This window comes from Duganella sp. AC917 (genome assembly GCF_979258245.1).
The window spans coordinates 167,644-190,553 of record NZ_OZ409848.1; the positions used below are offsets into that span (position 1 = coordinate 167,644).

19 protein-coding genes are annotated in these 22,910 nt (G+C 66.1%); 14 read left to right on the top strand and 5 right to left on the bottom strand.

Annotated features, from left to right (window positions below):
- Positions 1-22: 22 nt before the first annotated feature.
- On the top strand, positions 23-565 hold the full coding sequence (locus ACZ0BA_RS00730; RefSeq protein ID WP_315219230.1) for an FKBP-type peptidyl-prolyl cis-trans isomerase: 543 nt from the start codon (positions 23-25) through the stop codon (positions 563-565).
- A 9-nt stretch (positions 566-574) separates the two neighbouring features.
- Here the strand turns inward: ACZ0BA_RS00730 and ACZ0BA_RS00735 are convergent, their stop codons facing one another.
- The 3 genes from ACZ0BA_RS00735 to ACZ0BA_RS00745 all read right to left on the bottom strand — a co-directional run bounded on the left by ACZ0BA_RS00735 (position 575) and on the right by ACZ0BA_RS00745 (position 5,208).
- Positions 575-1,573, bottom strand: a complete 999-nt coding sequence (locus ACZ0BA_RS00735) for a hypothetical protein (protein ID WP_463449467.1) — start codon at positions 1,571-1,573, stop codon at positions 575-577.
- Positions 1,570-4,263 (bottom strand): DNA mismatch repair protein MutS, encoded by a 2,694-nt coding sequence (mutS, locus tag ACZ0BA_RS00740; RefSeq protein ID WP_463449468.1) that lies wholly within the window; start codon positions 4,261-4,263, stop codon positions 1,570-1,572. Before mutS ends, ACZ0BA_RS00735 begins: the two co-directional genes overlap by 4 nt.
- Positions 4,264-4,386: 123 nt before the next feature.
- Entirely contained in the window at positions 4,387-5,208 is an 822-nt protein-coding gene (locus tag ACZ0BA_RS00745) for a 3-keto-disaccharide hydrolase (RefSeq protein WP_463449469.1), read from the bottom strand.
- A gap of 116 nt (positions 5,209-5,324) precedes the next feature.
- On the opposite strand from ACZ0BA_RS00745, the gene ACZ0BA_RS00750 reads away from it, so the two are divergent.
- Positions 5,325-5,939, top strand: a complete 615-nt coding sequence (locus ACZ0BA_RS00750) for a glutathione S-transferase family protein (RefSeq protein WP_463449470.1) — start codon at positions 5,325-5,327, stop codon at positions 5,937-5,939.
- On the opposite strand, the gene ACZ0BA_RS00755 is transcribed toward ACZ0BA_RS00750, so the two are convergent.
- Entirely contained in the window at positions 5,936-6,859 is a 924-nt protein-coding gene (locus ACZ0BA_RS00755) for a LysR family transcriptional regulator (RefSeq protein ID WP_463449471.1), read from the bottom strand. The genes ACZ0BA_RS00750 and ACZ0BA_RS00755 overlap by 4 nt on opposite strands.
- Before the next feature lie 144 nt (positions 6,860-7,003).
- On the opposite strand from ACZ0BA_RS00755, the gene ACZ0BA_RS00760 reads away from it, so the two are divergent.
- From ACZ0BA_RS00760 to ACZ0BA_RS00800, 9 genes are all read left to right on the top strand, one after another.
- Complete coding sequence (locus tag ACZ0BA_RS00760) at positions 7,004-7,870, top strand: oxidoreductase (RefSeq protein ID WP_463449472.1); 867 nt, start codon at positions 7,004-7,006, stop codon at positions 7,868-7,870.
- 117 nt (positions 7,871-7,987) lie between these two features.
- The gene (locus ACZ0BA_RS00765; RefSeq protein ID WP_463449473.1) at positions 7,988-9,640 is read left to right on the top strand and encodes a sensor domain-containing diguanylate cyclase; all 1,653 of its coding nucleotides are present in this window, start codon (positions 7,988-7,990) and stop codon (positions 9,638-9,640) included.
- A gap of 217 nt (positions 9,641-9,857) precedes the next feature.
- A complete protein-coding gene (locus tag ACZ0BA_RS00770) occupies positions 9,858-10,328 on the top strand; it encodes a rhodanese-like domain-containing protein (RefSeq protein ID WP_463449474.1) in 471 nt (156 codons plus the stop codon).
- Between the two features lie 22 nt (positions 10,329-10,350).
- Positions 10,351-11,310: a serine O-acetyltransferase EpsC gene (gene epsC / locus ACZ0BA_RS00775; RefSeq protein WP_463449475.1), complete on the top strand. Its 960-nt coding sequence runs from the start codon at positions 10,351-10,353 to the stop codon at positions 11,308-11,310.
- A gap of 16 nt (positions 11,311-11,326) precedes the next feature.
- Positions 11,327-11,587, top strand: a complete 261-nt coding sequence (locus ACZ0BA_RS00780; RefSeq protein ID WP_463449476.1) for a helix-turn-helix domain-containing protein — start codon at positions 11,327-11,329, stop codon at positions 11,585-11,587.
- A 106-nt stretch (positions 11,588-11,693) separates the two neighbouring features.
- Entirely contained in the window at positions 11,694-12,626 is a 933-nt protein-coding gene (locus tag ACZ0BA_RS00785; RefSeq protein ID WP_463449477.1) for a family 2A encapsulin nanocompartment shell protein, read from the top strand.
- Positions 12,627-12,635: 9 nt separating this feature from the next.
- Positions 12,636-14,624 carry a family 2A encapsulin nanocompartment cargo protein cysteine desulfurase gene (locus ACZ0BA_RS00790; RefSeq protein ID WP_463449478.1) on the top strand — a complete coding sequence of 663 codons (1,989 nt, stop codon included), beginning with the start codon at positions 12,636-12,638 and terminating at the stop codon, positions 14,622-14,624.
- A 180-nt stretch (positions 14,625-14,804) separates the two neighbouring features.
- On the top strand, positions 14,805-17,723 hold the full coding sequence (locus ACZ0BA_RS00795; RefSeq protein ID WP_463449479.1) for an EAL domain-containing protein: 2,919 nt from the start codon (positions 14,805-14,807) through the stop codon (positions 17,721-17,723).
- Positions 17,724-17,802: 79 nt separating this feature from the next.
- Positions 17,803-18,837 carry an alpha/beta fold hydrolase gene (locus tag ACZ0BA_RS00800; protein WP_463449480.1) on the top strand — a complete coding sequence of 345 codons (1,035 nt, stop codon included), beginning with the start codon at positions 17,803-17,805 and terminating at the stop codon, positions 18,835-18,837.
- A 24-nt stretch (positions 18,838-18,861) separates the two neighbouring features.
- On the opposite strand, the gene ACZ0BA_RS00805 is transcribed toward ACZ0BA_RS00800, so the two are convergent.
- The gene (locus ACZ0BA_RS00805) at positions 18,862-19,617 is read right to left on the bottom strand and encodes an SDR family NAD(P)-dependent oxidoreductase (protein WP_463449481.1); all 756 of its coding nucleotides are present in this window, start codon (positions 19,615-19,617) and stop codon (positions 18,862-18,864) included.
- Positions 19,618-19,765: 148 nt separating this feature from the next.
- Between ACZ0BA_RS00805 and ACZ0BA_RS00810 the strand changes: the two genes are divergently transcribed.
- The 3 genes from ACZ0BA_RS00810 to ACZ0BA_RS00820 all read left to right on the top strand — a co-directional run bounded on the left by ACZ0BA_RS00810 (position 19,766) and on the right by ACZ0BA_RS00820 (position 22,900).
- Positions 19,766-20,674 (top strand): LysR family transcriptional regulator, encoded by a 909-nt coding sequence (locus tag ACZ0BA_RS00810; RefSeq protein WP_463449482.1) that lies wholly within the window; start codon positions 19,766-19,768, stop codon positions 20,672-20,674.
- 88 nt (positions 20,675-20,762) lie between these two features.
- Positions 20,763-21,434: a heavy metal response regulator transcription factor gene (locus tag ACZ0BA_RS00815; RefSeq protein WP_463454685.1), complete on the top strand. Its 672-nt coding sequence runs from the start codon at positions 20,763-20,765 to the stop codon at positions 21,432-21,434.
- The gene (locus tag ACZ0BA_RS00820) at positions 21,431-22,900 is read left to right on the top strand and encodes a heavy metal sensor histidine kinase (RefSeq protein ID WP_463449483.1); all 1,470 of its coding nucleotides are present in this window, start codon (positions 21,431-21,433) and stop codon (positions 22,898-22,900) included. The genes ACZ0BA_RS00815 and ACZ0BA_RS00820 overlap by 4 nt, the downstream gene beginning before the upstream one ends.
- Positions 22,901-22,910 lie beyond the last annotated feature (10 nt).

Sequence of the window (22,910 nt, forward strand, 5' to 3'; positions counted from 1 at the left end):
TCATAACAGAAAGGAAATTCAAATGAAGATTGCCAAGAACACGGTCGTGACTGTGAATTACAAACTGTCCGATGCACAGGACAATCTGATCGAAGACGGCCGTCAACCGATGGTCTACCTGCACGGTGGCTACGAGAACACCCTGCCTAAAATCGAAGAAGAACTGGACGGCAAGGAAGTCGGCTATTCGTCGATCATCCAGATCGAGCCTGAAGACGCGTTTGGCGACTACGACGCCGCGCTGGTCAAGGTCGAGCCGCGCAACCGCCTGCCGGAGCCGCTGGAAGTGGGCATGCAGTTCGAAGGCATGCCGGACGGCGACGACGCCGACGAAGCGATGATCTTCACCGTCACCGATATCGCCGACGACAAGGTCGTTTTGGACGGCAACCATCCGCTGGCCGGCATGGCGCTGCGCTTCTCGCTCAACGTCACCGAAGTGCGCGAAGCGTCGGACGAGGAAATCGCCCACGGCCACGTGCACGGCGCCCACGGCCACCACCACGGTGACGAGGACGACGAAGGCGAAGAGGGCGACCACGTCGCCATCCACCCGATCCACTAATCTAGTCGATCAAGGCGCCGTCTCGGCGCCGCCGCCCTTGATGGTGAACAGGGCGGCGGCGTCCGGATTGACGCGCACCTCGGCCGATTCGGCCACCACGCTCAGATGCCCCACGTTGCCGCGCCAATCGATGGCCGGTTCGCCCTTGCCGGCGGCGCCACCCTGAGTATGGGTCTGGACCTGCGTGTCCACCAGCAGCACCTTCCCCTTGAATTTTTTAGCCAGCGTATTGATCTGACGCCGTGGCTCGGCAAAGCCGTCCTGTTTCGACTCGAAACGCGGCAACAGCGAAAACCCTTCCTCCTCCTGCAGCCCGACGGCGCCGTCGGAAAACAGCACCAGACCTTGCATCTTCTGGCGCGCGGCCAGCGTGAACAGCCGGTGCAGCCAGGCGCGGTTGGCCACCAGCCGGTCCTCGTATTCGCTGTTGCGGCCCGCCTCCGGCCGATAGTGGTTGTTGTTGGCCGGCAGATTGATGGTTGCGAACAGCACCTTGCCGTATTCCCAGTGCGCGTTCTCTGCGTAGCTGCGGAATTTCGCGGTGCTGGACAGGCGCGTCAGCTGCATGCGCTGCGCGCCCAGCGATTCGGGTTCGCCATAAAACAGCTCGCGCAGGCGGTTCAGGCGTTCGATCGCGTTCGAGCGGCCGGCCGAATTGAGGCAGGCGCTCCAGTCGCTGCCGGCCAGCGACACCACCACCGGCGCGGCCGCGTCGTCCAGGATCGCGTGGCGCGCGGCGTACAGCCTGTCGCTGCAAGGCTCCTTGTCGCCCTTGATGCCGGTGGCGACGATGAAGGCCGGGTTGGCCTGCACGGCTGCTGCGATGGCGCGCTTGAGGGGCGCCTCGTCGGCGCTGTTCTTGAACGGATGGCCGATGACCGCGAACTGGAAGCCCTTGCCGGCCGGTGCGGCATGCGCGGGCGCCGCCGCCACGCTCAGCGCGACGGTTAGCGTGACGGTCAGTGTGACGCCGCGCGCAAACGGCAGCCCGGACGCGGCGCGCATCATGTCTGCGCGCTCTCCGTCAGGCGCTTGAGCTGATACAAGCGGTCCAGCGCTTCGCGCGGCGTCAGCGCATCCGGGTCCAGGTCGTCGAGCGCGTCGAGCAGCTCGCGCATGGCCGGCGTTGGGGTGGCGTTGCCGTCGGTCGGCGGCGGAATGTCCAGCGGCTCGTCGTTGGCGTCGGCGGTCGGCGCCGCGAACAAATCCAGCTGCGGCGTGGCGTCGAGCGCCTGCGCTTCCAGCCGCGCCAGGTGCTTGCGCGCGGCCTTGATCACCGTCTGCGGCACGCCGGCCAGCTGCGCCACCTGCAAACCGTAGCTCTGCGACGCCGGGCCGTCCTGCACCGCGTGCAGGAACACGATGCTGTCCTTGTGCTCGACAGCCGACAGGTGCACGTTGGCCGCCGTCGGATGGCTCTCCGGCAGCTGCGTCAGTTCGAAGTAGTGGGTCGCGAACAGCGAGAAGCTGCGGCTGGTGTCGATCAGGTGACGCGCGATCGCCCACGCCAGCGCCAGGCCGTCGAAGGTCGAGGTGCCGCGTCCCACTTCATCCATCAGCACCAGCGAATGCTCGGTGGCGCCGTTGAGGATCGCCGCCGACTCGGTCATCTCCACCATGAAGGTCGAACGGCCGCCGGCCAGATCGTCGGTCGCGCCGATACGGGTGAAGATGCGGTCGATCGGGCCGATCGTCGCGCTGGTCGCCGGTACATAGCTGCCGACGTAGGCCAGCAGGGTAATCAGCGCCACCTGACGCATGAAGGTCGATTTACCGCCCATGTTCGGACCGGTGATCAGCAGCAGGCGGCGGTCGTCGACGAAGCGGCAATCGTTGGCGATGAAGCGTTCGATCTGGTTCTCCACCACCGGATGGCGGCCCTCGACGATGTTGATGCACGGGCCGTCGACCAACTGCGGCGCGCACCAGTTGTGGCGCAGCGCGTGGTCGGTCAGCGACACCAGCGCGTCGAGCTGCGACAGCGCCTTCGAGATCGTTTGCAGGCAGCCGATGAACGGCGCCAGATCGGCCAGCAGCTGATCGTAAAGCATCTTCTCGCGCGCCAGCGCCTTGTCCTGCGCCGACAGCGCCTTGTCCTCGAACGCCTTCAGCTCCGGCGTGATGTAACGCTCGGCGTTCTTCAGGGTCTGGCGGCGGCGGTAATCGTCCGGCACCTTGGTGGTCTGGCCGTGCGTGACCTCGATGTAGAAGCCGTGCACCTTGTTGTACTCCACGCGCAGGTTGGCGATGCCGGTGCGGGCGCGCTCGCGCGTCTCCAGGTCGACCAGGAACTGGCCGGCGTTCTCCGACAGCGCGCGCAGCTCGTCGAGCTCCGCGTCGAAGCCGCGCGCGAACACGCCGCCGTCGCGCACCATGTTGGCCGGCTCCGGCGCCACCGCGCGCACCAGCAGGTCCAGGCATTCCTCGGGCGACGACAGGTCGCTGTAAATCGCGTTGAGCAAACCATTCGGATCGGTCAGCGCGCGCTGCAAGCCGTGGCGCAGCGCAGGCAGTTGCTTGACGCCGTCGCGCAGGCTGGCCAGGTCGCGCGGACGCGCCGACAGCAGCGCGATGCGCGTGGTGATGCGTTCGATATCCGGCACCTGCGCCAGGGTGTGCGATAGGCCGCCGGTGGCATCGGCCTGCGCCAGCGCGGCGATGGCCTGGTGGCGCGAGCGCGCGATGCCCTGGTCGCGGCGCGCGTGGTGCAGCCAATAGCGCAGCAGGCGCGAACCCATCGCCGTGCGGCAGTGGTCCAGCAGCGAGAACAGGGTAGGGGACTCCTGGCCGCGTATGGTCTCGGTCAGTTCCAGATTGCGGCGCGTGGCCGCGTCCAGGCCAATGAATTCGCTCTCGGTCTCGGTGCTCAGGCTGCGCACGTGCTGCAGGCCGCGTCCCTGGGTCGACTGGGCGTAGCGTAGCAGCGCGCCGGCCGCGCCGAACGCCGCGCCCAAGCCGTCCGCGCCGAAGCCGGTCAACGTCGCCACGCTCAATTGATCGAGCAGCGACTTGTGGCCGGTGACGACGTCGAAGTGCCAGTCCGGCACCCGGTTGACGTGGCAGCTGACCGCTTCCTCGAACAGGTCGGCGTTATCGCCGCGCAGGATCTCGGCCGGCGCGATGCGTTCGAGCTCCTGCTGCATGCGGGTGTTGACGGTGCGGCTGTCGCCGGAAAACTCCATCAGTTTGAGCGAACCGCTGGCCAGCGACAACCACGCCAGGCCGGCGGTGCACACCTTGCGCTGGCTGATGATGCACATCGCCAGCAGCGGGCGTTCGGCCTTTTCCGGCAGCAGGTCGGCGTCTGTCAACGTGCCCGGCGTGACCACGCGCATCACCTTGCGCTCGACCGGGCCTTTGCTGGTGGCCGGATCGCCGATTTGCTCGCAGATCGCGCACGACTCGCCGATCTTGACCAGCTTGGCCAGATAGCCTTCCAGCGAATGGAATGGCACGCCGCACATCTTGATCGGTTGTCCGCCCGACGAGCCGCGCGCCGTCAGCGTGATGCCGAGCACGCGCGCCGCTTTCTCCGCATCCGAGTGGAACAGCTCATAGAAATCGCCCATGCGGTAGAACACCAACATGTCGGGATACTCGGCCTTGATGCTCAGGTACTGCTGCATCATCGGCGTGACTTTTTCTGTGGGACTGTTCTTGACGGCGGCAGCGTTGATTTCGTTCGGGACGGTGGTCATTGGTTCTTTTTCGGCGGTGCGATGAGTCTGGTTTTGCCGAGGCGTAACGACCCCGGCGCGTAACCCGACATTCTACCGCTTTCGCGCTGAGCCCAAGGATTTCAATCGGCGCCGCGGCCAGCGTCATTCATCCAACGGCAGGATTTCGATGCGGCGAAATTCCGTGGGATGCGTCTCCGCCTGGATGGCGATGTAGCCACTTTCCAGCATGCGAGGGAAGCCTTTCGCCAGCAGTTGCCGACTATGGAGATCGCTCGGGTTGAGCTGAGGCTGGCTATAGCTGATGACGGTCTCGCCGTCCAGGATATGCTTGATTAATTTTCCACCGCGCACTTCCACCTCGATGGTGACCCAATCGTCGCCCATATACACTTTGGAATTGGCGGAGGTGCGGTGGGTCGTGGTCAGCTGCCCGTTGAATACCGCTTTGGTGTGAGGAGTGCAGAACGATCCGTTGTTCTGGTCGCCAGGGCCGCCTCCACCCAGCATCTGCACCTCGATCGACGCGGGAAAGTCCTGGTCGAGTTCCATGGTCTCTGGCGGTTCGCTAAAAATCATAATGCCGTTATTGCGAAAGCCCCAGTCCGGCGCGCCCGCGAGCTGTTTGCCGACAAAACGATATTCCGCCCGAATGCGGTAGTGCGACAGCTTCTGCTTCCAGAACAGGTGGCCGAATTCGCCGTTGAATTTGTCGTACTCGCTATAGTCGACTTTGAGTATGCCGTTTTCAACCCTGAATGTGTTTTTGTAGTTGATGCCGACCGGATAGCCCTTGAACTTTGGGGTCCATCCGGATAAGTCTTTCCCGTTGAATAGCTGAATCCACTTGGCTTGGTTAGGCGGTTGCGCACTGGCACTCTCCGACTCGAGCGAGCTGCCGGTGGCGCCAACACATCCAGTCAACGCAAACGCGCAATAAAGTGATGCTAGTTTGATTTTCTTCATTGCCCAGCTCCATATGGCGGTTAAAACCCTTGGTGGAAGTGTATCGGACTTTCCGTAATGAACACTGCTTGTGCTATAAATCTAACGCTCCGAACACTCAACGCTCAAAGGAAAACATGACTATCCGTGTCCATCATTTAAACAAAAGCCGCTCGCAACGGATCGTCTGGTTGCTCGAGGAGCTGGGCCTGTCGTACGACATCGTCCGCTACCAGCGCGATGCCAAAACCAACTTCGCGCCCCCGGAGCTGAAGAAAATTCATCCCTTGGGCAAGTCCCCCTTGTTGGAGGATGACGGCGAACTGATCGAGGAGTCCGGCGCGATCGTCCAGTACCTGTGCGACCGCTATGGCCAGGGCCGGTTGCAACCGGAGCCGGGTTCGTCGGCCGCGCTGAAGCACTTGCAGCTGATGCATTTTGCGGAAGGCTCGGCGATGCTGCCGCTGCTGTTGCGCATTTACGTTTCCCGCCTGGGCGAGGGCGGCGCGCCGCTGCACGGGCGCATCGACGGCGAGATCGTCAGCTATTTTGATTATCTGGAGAGCATCTTGCAGCCGTCGGGCTATTTCATCGGCGATAGTTTGACGGCCGCCGACATCATGCTGAGCTTCCCCGTGATCCTGGCCACTCAGCAGCCTGAAGGGCAACGCTGGCCCAAGCTGAAGGCTTTTGTCGACACCATCAAGGCGCGTCCGGCATGGCAGCGCGCCATGGCCGCCACCGAAGGCTAGCCAAAGTCGCTGTGATGGTTGTCCTTGGGCTGCGCCGCATCGTGCGACCTGATGAAATCGACGAACGCGCGCAGTGGCGCCGGCAGGTGGCGCCGGCCCGAGTAGTATAAAAACGGTCCCGGAAAATCCGCCCACCAGTCGCGCAGGATCGGTTGCAACTGGCCCGATGCCATGTACGGTTCCAGCCATTCCTCGAACAGATAAATCACGCCGTGCCCGGCCACGGCCGCGTTCACCGCCAGGTCGAACACGGTCGGCGTGACCACCAGCGGCCCGCTCGGTTCGACGGTCAACGTCTGGCCGTCGCGCTCGAATTCCCACGGATAGATGGCGCCGCTGAGAAACTTGCCGCGCAGGCAGGCGTGGTCCAGCAGGTCGCGCGGGTGCTCGGGAACGCCGCGTCGCGCCAGATAGGCGGGCGAGGCCGCCACGGCAAAGCGCTGCACGCGCGGCCCGATGGGCAGGGCGATCATGTCCTGTTCCAGCCGCTCGCCGTAGCGGATGCCGGCGTCGCAGCCGCTGGCGACGACGTCAACGAAATTATTGTCGATCACCACGTCCAGCACGATCTCCGGGTACGCCGTCATGAACCGGTCGACCAGCGGCTGCAGGAAGAAGCGGGCGGCGCTGACCGGCACGTTGAGCCGCAAGGTGCCGCGCGGGCTGTCGCGCAGGTCGTTGAGCACGTCGAGCGCGCCGGCCACCTGGCTCAACGCCGGTTGCAGGCGCGCCAGCAACAGCGCGCCGGCCTCGGTAGGCGTCACGCTGCGCGTCGTGCGCAGCAATAGCCGGATGCCGAGCTGGTTCTCCAGCCGCCGCAGCGCCTCGCTCAGCGCCGATGCCGATTGTCCGCCGGCGCGCGCCGCTTGTCGAAAGCCGCCGTGCTGGGCCACCAGCGAGAAAGTGGCCAAGTCAGCCATGGAAGGGGTTTCTGTGGTCATGGTGCTCGATTGTGCGGAATTTCGTACAGCCCGTGCGGGATTGCCCCCATTATCACACAGCATTGCTGTCGCTACTATGTGTCCATGCTTTTCCGAAACCCAAACCATCCATCAGGAGCTCACATGAATACGTATTCCCCTTCCAGCGACCAGTTCACCCCCGCCAACAGCGGCATCAGCTTCAACCGCGTCGGTTATGGCGCCATGCAACTGGCCGGCCCGCACGTGTGGGGACCGCCGAAAGACCGCGGCGCCGCCGTGGCCGTGCTGCGCGAGGTGATCGAGCTGGGCATCAACCACATCGACACGTCGGATTTCTACGGTCCCCACGTCACCAACCAGATCATCCGCGAAGCCTTGCATCCCTATCGCGACGGTCTGACCATCGTCACCAAGATCGGCTTCGTGCGCGGCGCCGACCAGTCGTGGCTGGCGGCGGCGTCGCCGCAGCAGTTGCGCGACGCGGTCCATGACAACCTGCGCAACCTTGGATTGGAAGCGCTCGACGTGGTCAACTACCGCGCGCCGGGCATCCAGGGTCCGGATGGTTCGTCGATCGGCGAGGCGATCGCGGCGATGGTGCGGCTGAAGGAGGAGGGATTGATACGCCATATCGGCGTGAGCAACGTCACGGCGGAGCAGGTGGCCGAGGCGCGCTCGATCACCGGCATCGTCTGCGTGCAGAACCAGTACAACCTGGCCCATCGCGGCGACGACGCGCTGATCGACACTCTGGCTGCCGATGGCATCGCCTATGTGCCGTTCTTCCCGCTGGGCGGCTTCTCGCCGTTGCAGTCCGACGCGCTGAGCAGCGCCGCCGCCGCCCTGGGCGCGCAGCCGATGCAGGTGGCGCTGGCCTGGCTGCTGCAGCGCTCGCCCAACATATTGGTCATTCCTGGCACCTCGTCGGTGGCGCACCTGCGCGACAACGTCGCCGCCGGCGCCTTGCAGCTGGACGCGCAAACCTTGGCGGCGCTGAACGCGATGTGACATCGGCTGTGGGAAATCAGACACAAAGATTACTTTGAGGAAAGTAATCTGTTATGATTCCATGACGAGGCCCAATCCCCGCCGCGTTTTTGCCTCTAAAAATTGCTAAAGGGATGTATGCCGCACGCCACCATTCACGGTTCCGACCCCATCGCGCCGCCGCTCGCCGGCGCCGATGGCGGGGCGGGCGCGTCGAAACTGGTGCTGCTGGAGGGCAAAAAGCGGCCGGTCGGACGGGCCGCGTCGTTTTTCCTGATTTTCGTCATCTGCGCCATCTGCGGCCTGCAGTTCGCCTACCGGGCCAGCGCCCGCCAATCCCAACTCGACGAGAGCGCCCGCGCCACGGTCAACATCGCCCGCGCCACCGCCGAGCACGCTGAGCGCACCATCGATATCGTCTCGTCTGTACTGTTCGGCGTGGTCGAGCGCGCGGAGGTCGACGGCACCGGCCCGGCCAATTTTGCGCGCCTGCACCGGCTGCTGAAGGCGCGCGTCGCGCAGACGCGCGGCATGCTGGGCATCTTCGTCTACGACGAAAAGGGACGCTGGGTCATCACGTCGCTGGAGCAGGTCGATCCCAACGCCAACAACGCCGACCGTCCCTATTTTAAATATCACCAGGCCCATGCCGATCGCGGCGTGCACATTGGCGTGCCGGTGCGCAGCCGCTCGTCCGGCCTGTGGATACTGCCGGTGTCGCGCCGCATCAACCACCCGGACGGCTCGTTCGCCGGCGTGGTGCTCGCGACCATCCGCATCGATTATTTCCAGGAGTATTACGACGGGTTTGATGTCGGCAAGGCCGGCGCGATTTTCATCGCGCATGCCGACGGCACCCTGATCACGCGCCGCCCGATGCTGAACAACGTCATCGGCACCAGCCTCAACGGCGGTGCCGTCTTCACGCTGCTGGCGGAGGGCCACGACAGCGGCACCGCGATGCGTGTGGCCAAGGTCGACAAAATCGAGCGACTGTACAGCTACCGGCGCGTCAACGGCTACCCGCTGGTGATCGCGGCATCGCTTGCCAAGGATGAGATATTCGCCCAATGGTGGAGCGATACCTGGCGCCAATGCGGCGCGCTGGCCTTGCTGCTGGCCATCCTCGGCTGGCTGGGCGCGCGCCTGTTCCGCCAGATCAGCCTGCGCGACCGGCTGGAGGTCGAACTGCGCAATGCACAGGTCGCCCTGCAGGCCAGCGTCGGCAAGCTCGAGCTGATCGCCACCACCGACGCGCTGACCGGCCTGAAGAACCGCCGCTACCTCAACGAGCGGCTCGAGCGCGAGCTCGCGCGCGCCGCGCGCGGCGGCCAGTCGGTAGCGGTGATCATGATCGACATCGATTTTTTCAAGCGCTACAACGACACCTACGGCCACCTCGCCGGGGATGCCTGCCTCAAGCTGGTCAGCGACGTCGTCGGCAAGGCCGGGCAGCGCGGCACCGACATTGCCGCGCGCTTCGGCGGGGAAGAGTTCGTGGTCTTCCTGGCCAATACGGATCTGGACGGCGCCCGCGCGGTGGCCGCAAGCATCTGCGCGGCCGTGCGCGCGCTCAACGCGCCGCATCGCGGTAGCGACTTCGGCATCGTCACCATCAGCGCGGGAGTGGTCGCCAGCGTACCGGTCCCGGGCAGCGGCAGCGGCCCGCTGATCGAAGCGGCCGACGCCGCGCTGTACGACGCCAAACATCGGGGCCGCAACCGCGTGTCCCCGGCGGGCGCGCCCGAAAGCCATCCGTCCCTGCAATATCAGGCTTGCGTCGAAGCCTGACGAAGGCCGCTCCCTCCCGACTTCTCCCGCCCAGCGAACACCGGCCGGCGTCCGCAAAGCGCTACTTCCCGTTACATATACGGTTTTCATCTTTATGAAGTTGATTTAATTCGTTTTATTTCACTTCGTCAAAACGTATATTTCATCTCGCAAGCCGTCTATCGCCATCAAGACGGTCGGCGGTTTCCTACCAATCAAGCCATCAAAAGGTCTTTTTATGTCCGTTGACGTCCTCTCGCCGGCACTGCCTCCAGTGCTGGCATCGATCAAGGCCGAGGCGGCCGCGTCCCAATTGCCGTATGCCGGCGGCGTCCGCCCGGCTGTCGCCTGGGAGTTGATTTCCACGCAGGACGCAATGCTGGTCGACGTGCGCACCGGCGAGGAGCGCAAATTCGTCGGCCACGTGCCCGACAGCGTGCACGTACCGTGGGCCACCGGCACCGCGCTGACCCGCAACCCGCGCTTCGCGCGTGAACTGGAAAGCAAAATCGGCGGCAAGGATACCGTGGTGCTGCTGCTGTGCCGCAGCGGCAAGCGCTCCGCCCTGGCGGCGGAAGCGGCCGCCAAGGCCGGGCTCACCAACGTCTTTAACGTGCTGGAAGGTTTCGAAGGCGAGATCGACGAGCGCCAACAGCGCGGCAAGGCCGACGGCTGGCGCTTCCACGGCTTGCCGTGGGTGCAGGACTAAACCATTTCCCGACGAGGACAGCGTGGCTACTTTCGACATCACCACCATCGTGCAATCGCTGCATGAGGCGCGCCACCGCTGGCGCCAGGAGCAAAGCCGCGCCAGCGAACCGGGCGGGCGGGAATTCCCGTCGCGCAACGCGCTGGCCGCGATCATCGACAGTCTGAAGGGCGTGCTGTTCCCGATGCGCCTGGGGCCGCCGGACCTGCGCCAGGAAAGCGAGGACTTCCACGTCGCCCACGCGCTCGACGGCGTGCTGCACGGGCTGCTCAAGCAGGTGCGGCGCGAACTGAAATATAACGCCGGCCTGCGCGGCCAGCTGGTGCACGACGCCGGGCGCGCCGTCGATCCCAGCGTCGAACACGACATCGACCAGGAGGCGCTGAGCGCGGTGCGCAGCTTTGCCGCCGCGCTGCCGGCGATCCGCTCGCTGCTCGACAGCGACGTCATGGCCGCCTACCAGGGCGATCCGGCCGCGCGCAGCGTCGACGAGGTGCTGCTGTGCTATCCGGGCGTGCTGGCGATGATTCATTACCGCATCGCCCACCAGCTCTACACGCTGGGCCTGACCTTGCTGGCGCGCATCGTCTCCGAGCTGGCGCACGGCGCCACCGGCATCGACATCCATCCGGGCGCGCGCATCGGCGCCGGCTTCTTCATCGACCACGGCACCGGCGTGGTGATCGGCGAGACGGCCGTCATCGGCGCCCGCGTGCGGCTGTACCAGGCCGTCACCTTGGGCGCCAAGCGCTTCCCGACCGACGCCGAGGGCAACCTGCAAAAGGGCTTGCCGCGCCATCCGGTGGTCGAGGACGACGTCGTCATCTATGCCGGCGCCACCGTGCTGGGGCTGATCACGATCGGCAAGGGCGCCATCATCGGCGGCAATGTCTGGCTGACGCACGACGTGCCGCCGGGCGGACGCATCGCCCAGGCCGAGTCGCGCGTGGGCGCCTTCGCCAACGGCATCGCGGCGGCATGAGCGGCTGGGCGGACAGATGAACACCCTTGTTCGCAGCTTCGGGATCGGCGTGCGGCAACTGCGCGAGGCGCAGGGTTGGTCGCAGGAACAGCTGGCCGAAAATTCCAATCTGAACCGCTCCTATGTCGGCGAGATCGAGCGGGGCCGGGTGATCGCGTCGCTGCTGACGGTGGAGAAGCTGGCGCTGGCGCTCAAGCTGACGCCGTCGGCGTTGCTGACGCGCGGCGAGACCGTCGGCCATGCGCTGGCGCCAAATGCGGCGCCACCAGACGGCTGATTGATGGCGATAGCATGTTGAGCTGACTCATCAGTAAGGCCATACTGGTCCGGTTATTTTCTGCATAACCTTATTTGTTTTTTCACCTTACTGAAATGGAGTCACGATGTCGGCAACTGTAGGCGGTACCACGGCGCTGGGCGATAACGCAGCACGGCAATTAGCGAACGCGACCAAGACCGTTCCCCAGCTCGAGACGATCAGCCCGCGCTGGCTGACGCACCTGTTGCAATGGGTGCCGGTCGAGGCGGGCATCTACCGGCTCAACAAGGTGAAAAATCCGGAGGCGATCAAGGTCACCTGCACCGCCCGCGAGCAAGAGAACCAGCTGCCGCGCACCTACGTCGACTACGAAGAGAATCCGCGCGAGTACTTCCTCAACGCCGTCTCGACCGTGCTGGATGTGCACACCCGCGTCTCCGACCTCTACAGCAGCCCGCACGACCAGATCAAGGAGCAGCTGCGGCTGACGATCGAGACCATCAAGGAAAACCAGGAAAGCGAGCTGATCAATAATCCGGACTACGGCCTGCTGGCCCAGGTGACCGACGAGCAGCGCATCTTCCCGCTGACGGGCGCGCCGACGCCGGACGACCTCGACGAGCTGTTGACCAAGGTGTGGAAAGAGCCGGCCTTCTTCCTGACCCATCCGCTGGCGATTGCCGCCTTCGGCCGCGAGGCGACCCGTCGCGGCACGCCGCCGCCGACCATCAGCCTGTTCGGTTCGCAGTTCATCACGTGGCGCGGCATTCCGCTGATTCCGTCGGACAAGGTGCCTGTGGCCGACGGCAAGAGCAAGATCCTGCTGCTGCGCGTGGGCGACAAGCGCCAGGGCGTGGTCGGCCTGTTCCAGCCGGGCCTGCCGGGCGAGCAAAGCCCGGGGCTGTCGGTGCGCTTCATGGGCATCAACAACCATGCGATCTCGTCGTACCTGATCTCGCTGTACTGCTCGCTGGCGGTGCTCACCACCGACGCGCTGGCCGTGCTGGACGACGTCGAGATTAACAAGTACCACGACTATCCGGACACCTACAAGTAAGCGCGCGCCGTGAGCTTCCTTTCGCCCCCCATCTCCCTGCCGGCGGACCGCGCCGCCGGCGTTCCCGAACCGTCCGGCGCGCCGTTCGATCCGGCCGCGCTGGCGCGCCTGGCCAACGAGTTCTTCTCGGCGCCGCCGTTCGCCCGGCAGTTGAGCGTGCCCGGCGTGCAGGCGCCGGGCAATATCGCGCCGCCCGGCTCGCCGCTGGTCAGTCCGGCCGGCCTCGGTCCCAGCGTGCCCGGCACGCCGATCCCGCAGGGACAGATTCCCGGCACCAACCTGATACCGGCGTCGCCGACCCAGGTGCTGTCGCTGGGCAATCGCGCTCCGGCGCTGTTGCCGGCGGCGCAGGCCGGCAACGGCGTGCCCGACAAGGCGTTCGGCGCGATTCCGGCGTACGAGCCGCGCAACGGCGGCGCCGTGCTTGGCGTGCCGGAAGCGGTATCGAACGCGAGCCCGCCGGCCGAAGCGTCGGCCTACTACTTTTTGAGCGAGCGCTACGGCCAGCCGGCCCCGGCGCAAGCGTCGGCCGCGGTCCCGGCCGCAGCGCCATCCCGCCCGCAACCGGATCCTTCGTGGACCACGCCGTCCTTGCCGGCGCAGCCTTCGCTGGCGCCGCCCGTCACCGGCTTGCCGGGCGCCTCCGCGCCGGCGGCGCCAGCGCCATCGTCGGCGCCGCAGTATTACTTTGTCGACGCGGTGGTGCTGCCGAGCGGCTATGTGACGCCTGCCAAGCCGGCGCCGCACGCGACGGCGCCATTGGCCGGCGGCGACCGCCATCCGCCGTTCGACGTGCACGCCGTGCGGCGCGACTTTCCGATCCTTCAGGAAAAGGTCAACGGCCGCCAGCTGGTGTGGTTCGACAACGCCGCCACCACCCACAAGCCGCAATCGGTGATCGACCGCATCGCGTATTTTTACGCGCACGAAAACTCGAACATCCACCGCGCGGCGCATGAACTGGCCGCGCGCGCGACCGATGCCTACGAGGGCGCCCGCGAGCGCGTGCGGCGGTTCCTGAACGCGCCGGACGTCAACGAGGTCATCTTCGTACGCGGCACCACCGAAGCCATCAACCTGGTGGCCAAGAGCTGGGGCGGGCAACACGTGGGCGAGGGCGACGAGATCATCGTCTCGCAGCTCGAGCACCACGCCAACATCGTGCCGTGGCAGCAGCTGGCGGCCGCCAAGGGCGCGCGCCTGCGCGTGATCCCGGTCGACGACTCGGGCCAGGTGCTGCTCGACGAGTACCGCAAGCTGCTCAACGACCGCACCAAAATCGTCGCCGTCACGCAAGTGTCGAACGCGCTGGGCACGGTCACGCCGGTCAAGGAAATCGTCGCGCTCGCCAAGCGCGCCGGCGCCCGGACCCTGGTCGACGGCGCGCAGTCGGTCTCGCACATGCGCATCGACGTGCAGGACATCGGCGCCGATTTCTTTGTCTTCTCTGGCCACAAGCTGTTCGGCCCGACCGGCATCGGCGCGCTGTGGGGCAAGCGGGAAGTGCTCGAGGACATGCCGCCATGGCAGGGCGGCGGCAACATGATCGCCGACGTCACGTTCGAGAAAACCGTGTTCCAGCCGATACCCAACAAGTTCGAAGCCGGCACCGGCAACATCGCCGACGCCGTCGGGCTGGGCGCGGCGATCGATTACGTGACCCGCATCGGCATCGAGAACATCGCCCGCTACGAGCACGACTTGCTGGTGTACGGCATGCGGGAGCTGGGCCGGATCAAGGGCGTGCGCCTGATCGGCACGGCGGCCGACAAGGCCAGCGTGATGTCGTTCGTGCTGGCCGGCTACACCACGGAGGAGGTCGGCCACGCACTCAACGAGGAGGGCATCGCCGTGCGCACCGGTCACCATTGCGCACAGCCAATTCTGCGTCGTTTCGGTGTGGAAACCACGGTCCGGCCGTCGTTGGCGTTCTACAACACCTTCGATGAGATCGACCGCTTGATCGCGGTTGTGCGACGGCTCGCTTCGGCGCGCTGACCGCGCGGTTATCCGCAACCTCCAGGGCGGATCGGCGGGCACGCCGTTCCGCCCGCTCGGCCCCGCCCGCTCGCGGAAAAGCGCGGCACGTTAGAAAACGCCACAAAACGGTGGCGCGAAAATCCGGCAAAATGGTCGCTCCATTTTTTGTCGAGCCGGGCCAAGCCGGCTGAGCTGCCCATGCCACCACCGTCCACCGTGTCGATACCGTTGCCACACCAGGCGGCTGAAATGTTCCGTCTGATGGCGGAGGAAATCAAGGAGTGCGCCATCTTCCTGATGGACACGCGCGGCTTCATCACCAGCTGGAACCGCGCGGCCGAGGTCATGAAGGGCTACCGCGCCGACGAGGCGATCGGCCAGCATTTGTCGCTGCTGTACCGCGAAGAGGACCGGGCGCGGGGCTGGGCCGACCACAATCTGGGCGAGGCGGCCAAGCACGGGTTCTACAGCGAGGAAACCTGGCGCCGGAAAAAGGACGGCAGCCTGTTCTGGGCGCACATCGCGCTGACCGGGTTGCGCGATGAGCGCGACCAACTGATTGGTTTCTCCAAGGTCACGATGGACTTGACGCGGCACAAGATGCTGGAACAGTGCCTCGACGAGAAAGAAGAAAACCGTCGCATCATGACCGCCGCCAACGCCGGCACCTGGCGGTGGGACGCCGCCAGCGCCCGGCTGCAATTGTCGCCCGCGCTCAAGCAATTGCTCGGCTACTACCCCGACGGCGCCGCGCCGGCGGACGCCGGCTGGCGCACGCTGGTCGACCGGCGCGACGTGCCGGCCGTGTGCGCCAGGTTGCGCGGCATGACGTCGGCCATGCCGGCGCAGCCGCTGACCCTGGAAGTGCGCCTGTGCCGCCGGGACGGCAATTGCCGCTGGTTCTTTGTGCGCGCCGACCGGATCCGCCACGCCGACGGCAGGAGCGAGCTGAGCGGCGTGTGCGTCGACATCCACGATATGCGTTTGCTGGCCGAGGAGCGCGAGCGCCTGCTCAACGAGTTGCAACGACTGCGCCTGCGCTTTCGCGCCGTCATCGACCAGATGCCGTCCGGCGTGTTCATTGCCGAGGCGCCGTCGGGAAAACTCATCTATCAGAACCAGAGGGCCAAGGGCCTGTTCGGCGCCGCGCTCGACGCCATCGCCACGTTTCGCGACTATGCGCGCATCGATGTCCGCGACCCGGACGGGCGGCGCCTGGCGGCGCACGAGTTTCCGCTGGCCCAGGCCATCATCACCGGGCAGCCGGTGCCGGCGCGCGAGCTGGTGTGGCATTTGCCGGACGCGGCGCCGCGCTATTTCCGGGTCGGCGCCACACCGGTGCGGGCCGACGGCGACGACCAATGCCTGGCCGTCGCCGTGGTCGACGACATCGACGACCTGAAGCGGATGCAGGAATCGCTGCGGGCGGAAAAAGAGCGGGCCGAGGTGACCTTGCGGGCCATTAGCAGCGGCGTCATCACCACCGGCCTGGACGGGCGCATCGACAGCATGAACACGGCCGCCGAACGGCTGACCGGCTGGAGCCAGCAACAGGCGTGCGGCCTGCCGCTCGGGCAGGTGCTGCAACTGGAGCGGGAGCCGGCCGATCCCGCCGTTGCCCCCGGCCTTGCGCCCGACGCCGATCCCGTGCCGCGCTGCATGCGCGAGAACCGGCAGGTGACGTCGGACGCGCCGGCGGTGCTGCGCTCGCGCAACGACAACCGGCATGTGATCGAATACACGGCCACGCCGCTGCAATTGCCGGGCGACCGCAGCGGCGGCGCCGTGCTGGTGCTCAACGATGTCACCGAGTCGCGCGGGCTGCTCAAGAACCTGAGCTACCAGGCCAGCCACGACGTGCTCACCGGACTGGTGAACCGCCGCGAGTTCGGCGTGCGTCTGCAGCGCGCGCTCGACCGTACCGGCCAGCCCGGCGCCAGCAGCAGCGCGCTGCTGTACCTCGACCTGGACCAGTTCAAGATCGTCAACGACACCTGCGGCCACGGCGCCGGCGACGACCTGCTGCGCCAGCTGTCGGTGGCCTACAGCGCCCATGTGCGCGAGCGCGACACGCTGGCGCGTATCGGCGGCGACGAGTTCGCGCTGATCGTCGAGCACTGCACGGTGGAGGAGGCCAAGGTGGTGGCCAACAAGCTGCTCGAGACCACGCGCAACTTCCGCTACATCTGCCACAACCAGGTGTTCCGGCTGGGCGTGAGCATCGGCCTGACGCCGCTCGACGGCGCCACCACCACGACCGAGGAGGCGCTGCGCCAGGCCGATCACGCCTGTTACATCGCCAAGGAGAGCGGACGCAACCGGGTGTTCATGCAGCAGCGCGGCGGCGCCGAGATCGCGCAGCGGCGCAACGACATGTACTGGGTCAAGCGGCTCGGCGACGCCTTCCGCAACGATGCGCTGCAGCTGTACCACCAGCCGATCCGCGCGCTCGGCGGCGCCGGCAATGGCGGCCTGCACTACGAGATCCTGCTGCGCATGAAGGATGGCGGCGCCGCGCCCGTCGGACCGACCAGCTTCCTGCCGGCGGCCGAGCGCTACGACATCATGCAGGAGGTCGACCGCTGGGTGCTCGACCACAGCCTGGCCTGGCTCGAGAGCCAGCCCGGCCATGTCGAACGGCTCGAGCTGTGCACCATCAACCTGTCGCAGCGGGCGCTGGCCGATCCGGGTTTCCAGCAGTACGCGGTCGAGCGCATCCAGCAGGTGACGGTGCCGACCCATAAATTGTGCTTCGAGATCACCGAGACCGGCGCCTTCGCCAACCTGCAGAACACGCTGTCGTTCGTGCTGGCGCTGCAGCGGTTGGGCTGCCGCTTCGCCCTCGACGACTTTGGCACGGGCATGGCGTCGTTCGCTTACCTGAAGCAGTTGCCGGTCGATTACGTCAAGATCGACGGTTCGTTTATCCAGATGATGACCAGCAGTACCGTGGACTTCGAGATGGTGCGCTTCACCAACGACATCAGCCACCTGATGGGGCGCCGCACAATCGCCGAGTTCGTCAATGACGATGAAACGTTGGCGAAATTGACCGAGATCGGCGTCGACTACGCCCAGGGTTATTTGTTGGGCGAGCCGCAGCCGTTGACGCCGTAAAAACACCCTGGCGGCGAGGCGCGAATTTGCGTAACCGCGCGCACTGCGCCGGGTCACACACATTTATATGGAGGATACGATGCAAGATACTTCCCGCGAAAAGCACCGAGGCTTTCCCACCCGCACCATCGCCGCACTCGCTGTCGCGACCCTGGCCGCGTCCTGGCTGACCGTGCGCAACCGCACCGCCAAGGCCGAGCGCGACAACCCGCCGGCCGGCCGTTTCCTCGAGGTCGAAGGTGTGCGTCTGCATTATCTGGAGCAGGGCGAGGGGCCGACCTTGCTACTGCTGCACGGCACCGTGGTCACCGCCGACGACTTCCGCGCCAACGGCCTGATCGACCGGCTGTCGCAGTCGTACCGCGTGATCGCCATCGACCGGCCCGGTTTCGGCTACAGCGACCGGCCGCGCGCCACCAGCTGGACGCCGCAGGAGCAGGCGCGGCTGATGCTGCTGGCGCTGCGCCATCTGGGCGCCGACCAGGCGCTGGTGCTCGGGCACTCCTGGGGCACGATGGTGGCGTTGGAGATGGCGCTGCAGGCGCCGGACACCATTGCCGGACTGTTGCTGCTGTCGGGCTACTACTATCCGAGCACGCGGCTTGACGTGCCGATCGCGGCCATGCCGGCGATCCCGGTGCTGGGCGACCTGATGCGGTTCACGGTGTCGCCGCTGCTGGGGCGGCTGGCCTGGCCGCTGGCCGCCAAGGGCATGTTCAGCCCGAGCAAGGTCACCGACAGCTTCCGCCGCGAGGATCCGTGGATGCTGCTGCGTCCGGGCCAGGTGCGCGCCACCGCCGAGGAGGCCGCGCTGATGGTGGGGGCGGCCGCTGGACTGGAGAAACGCTACGGCGAGCTGCGCATGCCCATATCGCTGATGGCAGGCGATGGCGACCGCGTCATCGATCCCGAAAGCCACACGGCGCGGCTGCACAAAGACGTGCCGCACAGCGAGCTGACACTGTTGCCCGGGCTGGGCCACATGATGCAGCACCTGGGGCAGGACCAGATCGTCGCCGCCGTCAACGACCTGGCCGAACGCGCCGGCATGGCGCCGTCGATCGGCCTGAACGGCGCCGCGCCGTATTGGCAGGAACCCGCGCCGCCGATGTGATGGTTGGCGCGGGTTTTCCGCCGCTTAAATCTGCTGCATGCCGCCATCGACGAACAGCTCGATGCCGTTGACGAAGCTGGCGTCGTCGGACGCCAGGAACACGGCCGCCTTGGCGATCTCGTCAGGCTCGCCGACTCGTCCCATCGGGATCAGCGTGGCGAAGTGGTCGAGCAATCCCTGCTGCTGGGCTTGGTCCGGCCCTGCCAGTTCCACCAGTCCCGGCGTTCTGATCGGACCGGGGCTGATGGTGTTGACCCGGATGCCGCGACCCTTCAGATCGAGGATCCAGTTGCGCGCGAACGAGCGCACCGCCGCCTTCGACGCCGCGTACACGCTGAACGCCTCGGTGCCGCCGCTGCCGGCGGTCGAGCCGGTCATGATCACCGACGAGCCTTCGCCCAGCAGCGGCAGCGCCGCCTGCACCGTGAACAAAGTGCCTTTGACGTTGCGGTTGAAGGTGTCGTCGAAGTGCTCCTCGGTGATCTGGCCCAACGGCACCATCGAGCCGCCGCCAGCGTTGGCCACCAGCACGTCCAGCTTGCCGTGCTCGGCCTTGACGCGGTCGAACAACGTCCGCAGTTGCGCCGGGTCGGCCGAATCGACGCGCACGCCGGTGGCTGCCGCGCCGATGGCGTCGGCCGCCGCATCGAGTTCCGGCTGGCGGCGCCCGGTGATATAGACGCGGGCGCCCTCGGCGGCGAAACGCTTGGCGATGGCGAGGCCGATGCCGCTGGTGCCGCCGGTGACGACCGCTACTTTTCCTTCGAGTTTCCTGGACATGATGTTTTCCTTTGCGATGGTTGGGTCTTGAAGATCGTCCTGAAGACCATGAACCCAGTGTGCGGCCGAAACGCGTCCGCGATAAGACAGGCCGCGCGCATATGATTTATGCTTTAATTACATAAATCTATAATCGAGCCTTTGCCAAATGAATAAATTATTGTGGATGCGCTGTTTTGTCCGTGTCGTGGAGACCGGCAGCTTTTCGGCGGTCGCGCGCGAGCTCGACATCGGCCAGCCGAACGTCAGCCGCCATATCGCCGCGCTGGAGGCGGACCTGGGCGCGCTGTTGCTGCACCGTTCGACGCGCCAGCTGGCGGTCACGCCGGAGGGCCAGCGCTACTACGCGCAGGCGCGCCAGGCGCTCGACCTGATCGCCCAGGCCGAGGCCGACGTGCTGGGCCAGCACAATCCGCGCGGCTTGCTGCGGGTGGCTTGCCCGCCCGCGCTGGGCACGGAAATCATTGCCGGCACCTTGCCGGCCTTCCTGGAGCGCTATCCGGACGTCGAGCTGGAGCTGCGCATGAGCGACGCCTTTGTCGACCTGGTGGCCGAGGGCGTCGATGTGGCCATCCGGGGCGGGGAGCTCAAGGACAGCGCGCTGCGCGCCCGCCGCGTGGGCAGTTCGGAGCGCTTGTGCGTTGCCAGCCCCGGCTACGTCGCGCGCCATGGCGTACCGGCAACGACCGCCGACCTGGCGCTACACGAGTGCATCATCTACACGCTGATCACCGGCGGCGGCGCCTGGCGCTTCAGCGATGGCGAGGTCCACGTACGCGGGCGGCTGCGTGTCAACAGCGTGGAGGCGGTGCGCCGCGCGGCGCTCGACGGTATCGGCATCGGGTACCTGCCGATGTGGATGGTGGTCGGCCACCTGCGCTCCGGCACGCTGGTGCCGGTGCTGGCCGGGCAGGCGCTGGCGTTTTCGCCGCTCAACGCCGTCTATTCGGCGGCGCGGCTGCTGCCGCTGCGAGCCAGCGTTTTCATCGACCATATCGCCGGGGTTTTCGCTGCCACGCCCGGACTCGACGGCGTGGCGCTGGCCCGTGGGTTCTGACCGGTCCGGCATGATGTATCCTTGCCAAGGGCTGCAAATGACGGATTTGTAATCCAAATCCGCCTTCGGACATCGGACAATGGGCGTCATGAAAATACTGGTGGTGGAAGACGAGCCCAAAGCGGGCGATTACCTGATCAAGGGTTTGCGGGAGTCCGGCTACGTGGCGGACCTGGCGCGCAACGGCGTCGACGGCCTGGCGCTGGCGCTGGAGCACGACTACGACCTGATCGTGCTGGACGTGATGCTGCCGCAAATGGACGGCTGGGCGGTGCTCGGCAAGCTGCGCGAGCGCAAGCACACGCCGGTGCTGTTCCTGACCGCGCGCGACGATGTGGCCGACCGCGTCAAGGGGCTGGAGCTGGGCGCCGACGACTACCTGGTCAAGCCGTTCGCCTTTGCCGAGCTGCTGGCCCGCATCAAAACCTTGCTGCGGCGCGGGCCGGTGCGCGAGGCCGACGTGGTGCGCGTGGCCGATCTGGAGATCGACGTGCTGCGCCGCCGCGTCACGCGCCAGGCCCAGCGCATCGAGCTGACGGCCAAGGAATTCGCATTGCTGCATCTGCTGGCCAAGCGCCAGGGCGAGGTGCTGTCGCGCACGCAGATCGCTTCGATGGTGTGGGACATGAACTTCGATTCGGACACCAACGTGGTTGACGTGGCGATCCGCCGGCTGCGCGCCAAAATCGACGATCCATATCCGCTCAAGCTGATCCAGACGGTGCGCGGCATCGGCTATCTGGTCGAGGAGCGGGCTTGAACGCAGCGCTGGCCACGCCGCCGCCCCGGGCTCCCCACGCTCCCAAGCCGCGCAAGCCGCGTCCGCTGTCGCTGACGTTGCGGGTGGCGCTGCTGCTGTCGGCGGTGGCGGTGGCGACCTTCCTGGCGGTCGGCGCCTATCTGTACCAGACCTTGGCCAGCCAGATGGCCGAGCGCGACGACATCGAGTTGATCGGCAAGGTGGCGCAGATCCGCCGCATCCTGGCCGAGCTGCCGTCGCCGCAGACCATCGTGCAAAATCCCCGTCCGCTCACCGAAGCGTTGTTCGGCCACGACGATTTCATGCTCAGCGTTAAAGGTGCCGACGGCGCGTCCTTGCTGCGCACGTCGCTCACCTCCCGCCCGCTGCCGCAGGTCGCGCGGGTACCGCCCAGGCAGGCGCTGACCCTGGCCGACGTGCACGACTGGACGCCTGCCATGGGCACCGGCCGCATGGTCAGCGCGGTCGGGCTGGTGGGCGCGGATGGCCAGCCGGTGCAGATCACGCTGGCGCGCGAGCGCTCGGACCGGCTACGCATCATGCGCAATTACGCGGTCGACCTGTTCGTCGCCTTGTGCGTGGGCGCGACCTTGGCCGCCTTGCTCGGCTATGCCATCGTGCGCCACAGCATGCGGCGCCTGCGTTCGGTCATTGGCAAGGCCAACGACATCAACACCAGTCGCCTGAACACGCGCCTGTCGGTCGAGGACGCGCCAGTTGAATTGCGCGAGATGGGCCAGGCCTTCAACGCCATGCTCGACCGGCTGGAGGATGGCGTACAGCGCCTGTCCGGCTTTGCCGCCGACCTCGCGCACGATCTGCGCACGCCGGTCAACACCCTGATGATGGAAACCCAGGTCGCGCTGTCGCGTCCGCGCACCGTGCAGGAATACCAGACGCTGCTGGCTTCCAATTCCGAGGAGTACGAGCGGCTGGCGCGCATGATCGAGAACACGCTGTTCCTGGCGCGGGTCGACAACGCCCAGCTGGGCTTGCGGCGGGAATCGGTCGACCTGCGCGCCGAGCTGCAACGCATCCACGATTATTTCGAGATCCTTGCTGACGATGTCGGTGTGCGGCTGACGGTCGAGTCGCCGCCGCTGCGCGCCGACGTCGATCCGGTGCTGTTGCAGCGCGCGGTCGGCAACCTGGTGTCGAACGCCATCCGCCACACGCCGGCCGGTGGCGAGGTGGCCTTGTCCGCGCGCGAAACGGACGGCGCCGGCGGCGTCGAATTGGCGGTCAGTAACACCGGTCCCGGCATCGCCGCCGAACACTTGCCGCATATCTTCGACCGCTACTACCGGGCGGATCCGGCGCGCTCGGACCATGCGCACTCGGCGGGACTGGGCTTGTCCATCGTCCGCGCCATCATGGAATTACACAGAGGCAATATCCGGGTCGATAGCGTGCCGGGCGCCAAGACGATTTTTTACCTGTCGTTTGAAAAAACGCAAAATAGTTAAAAATAGGTGT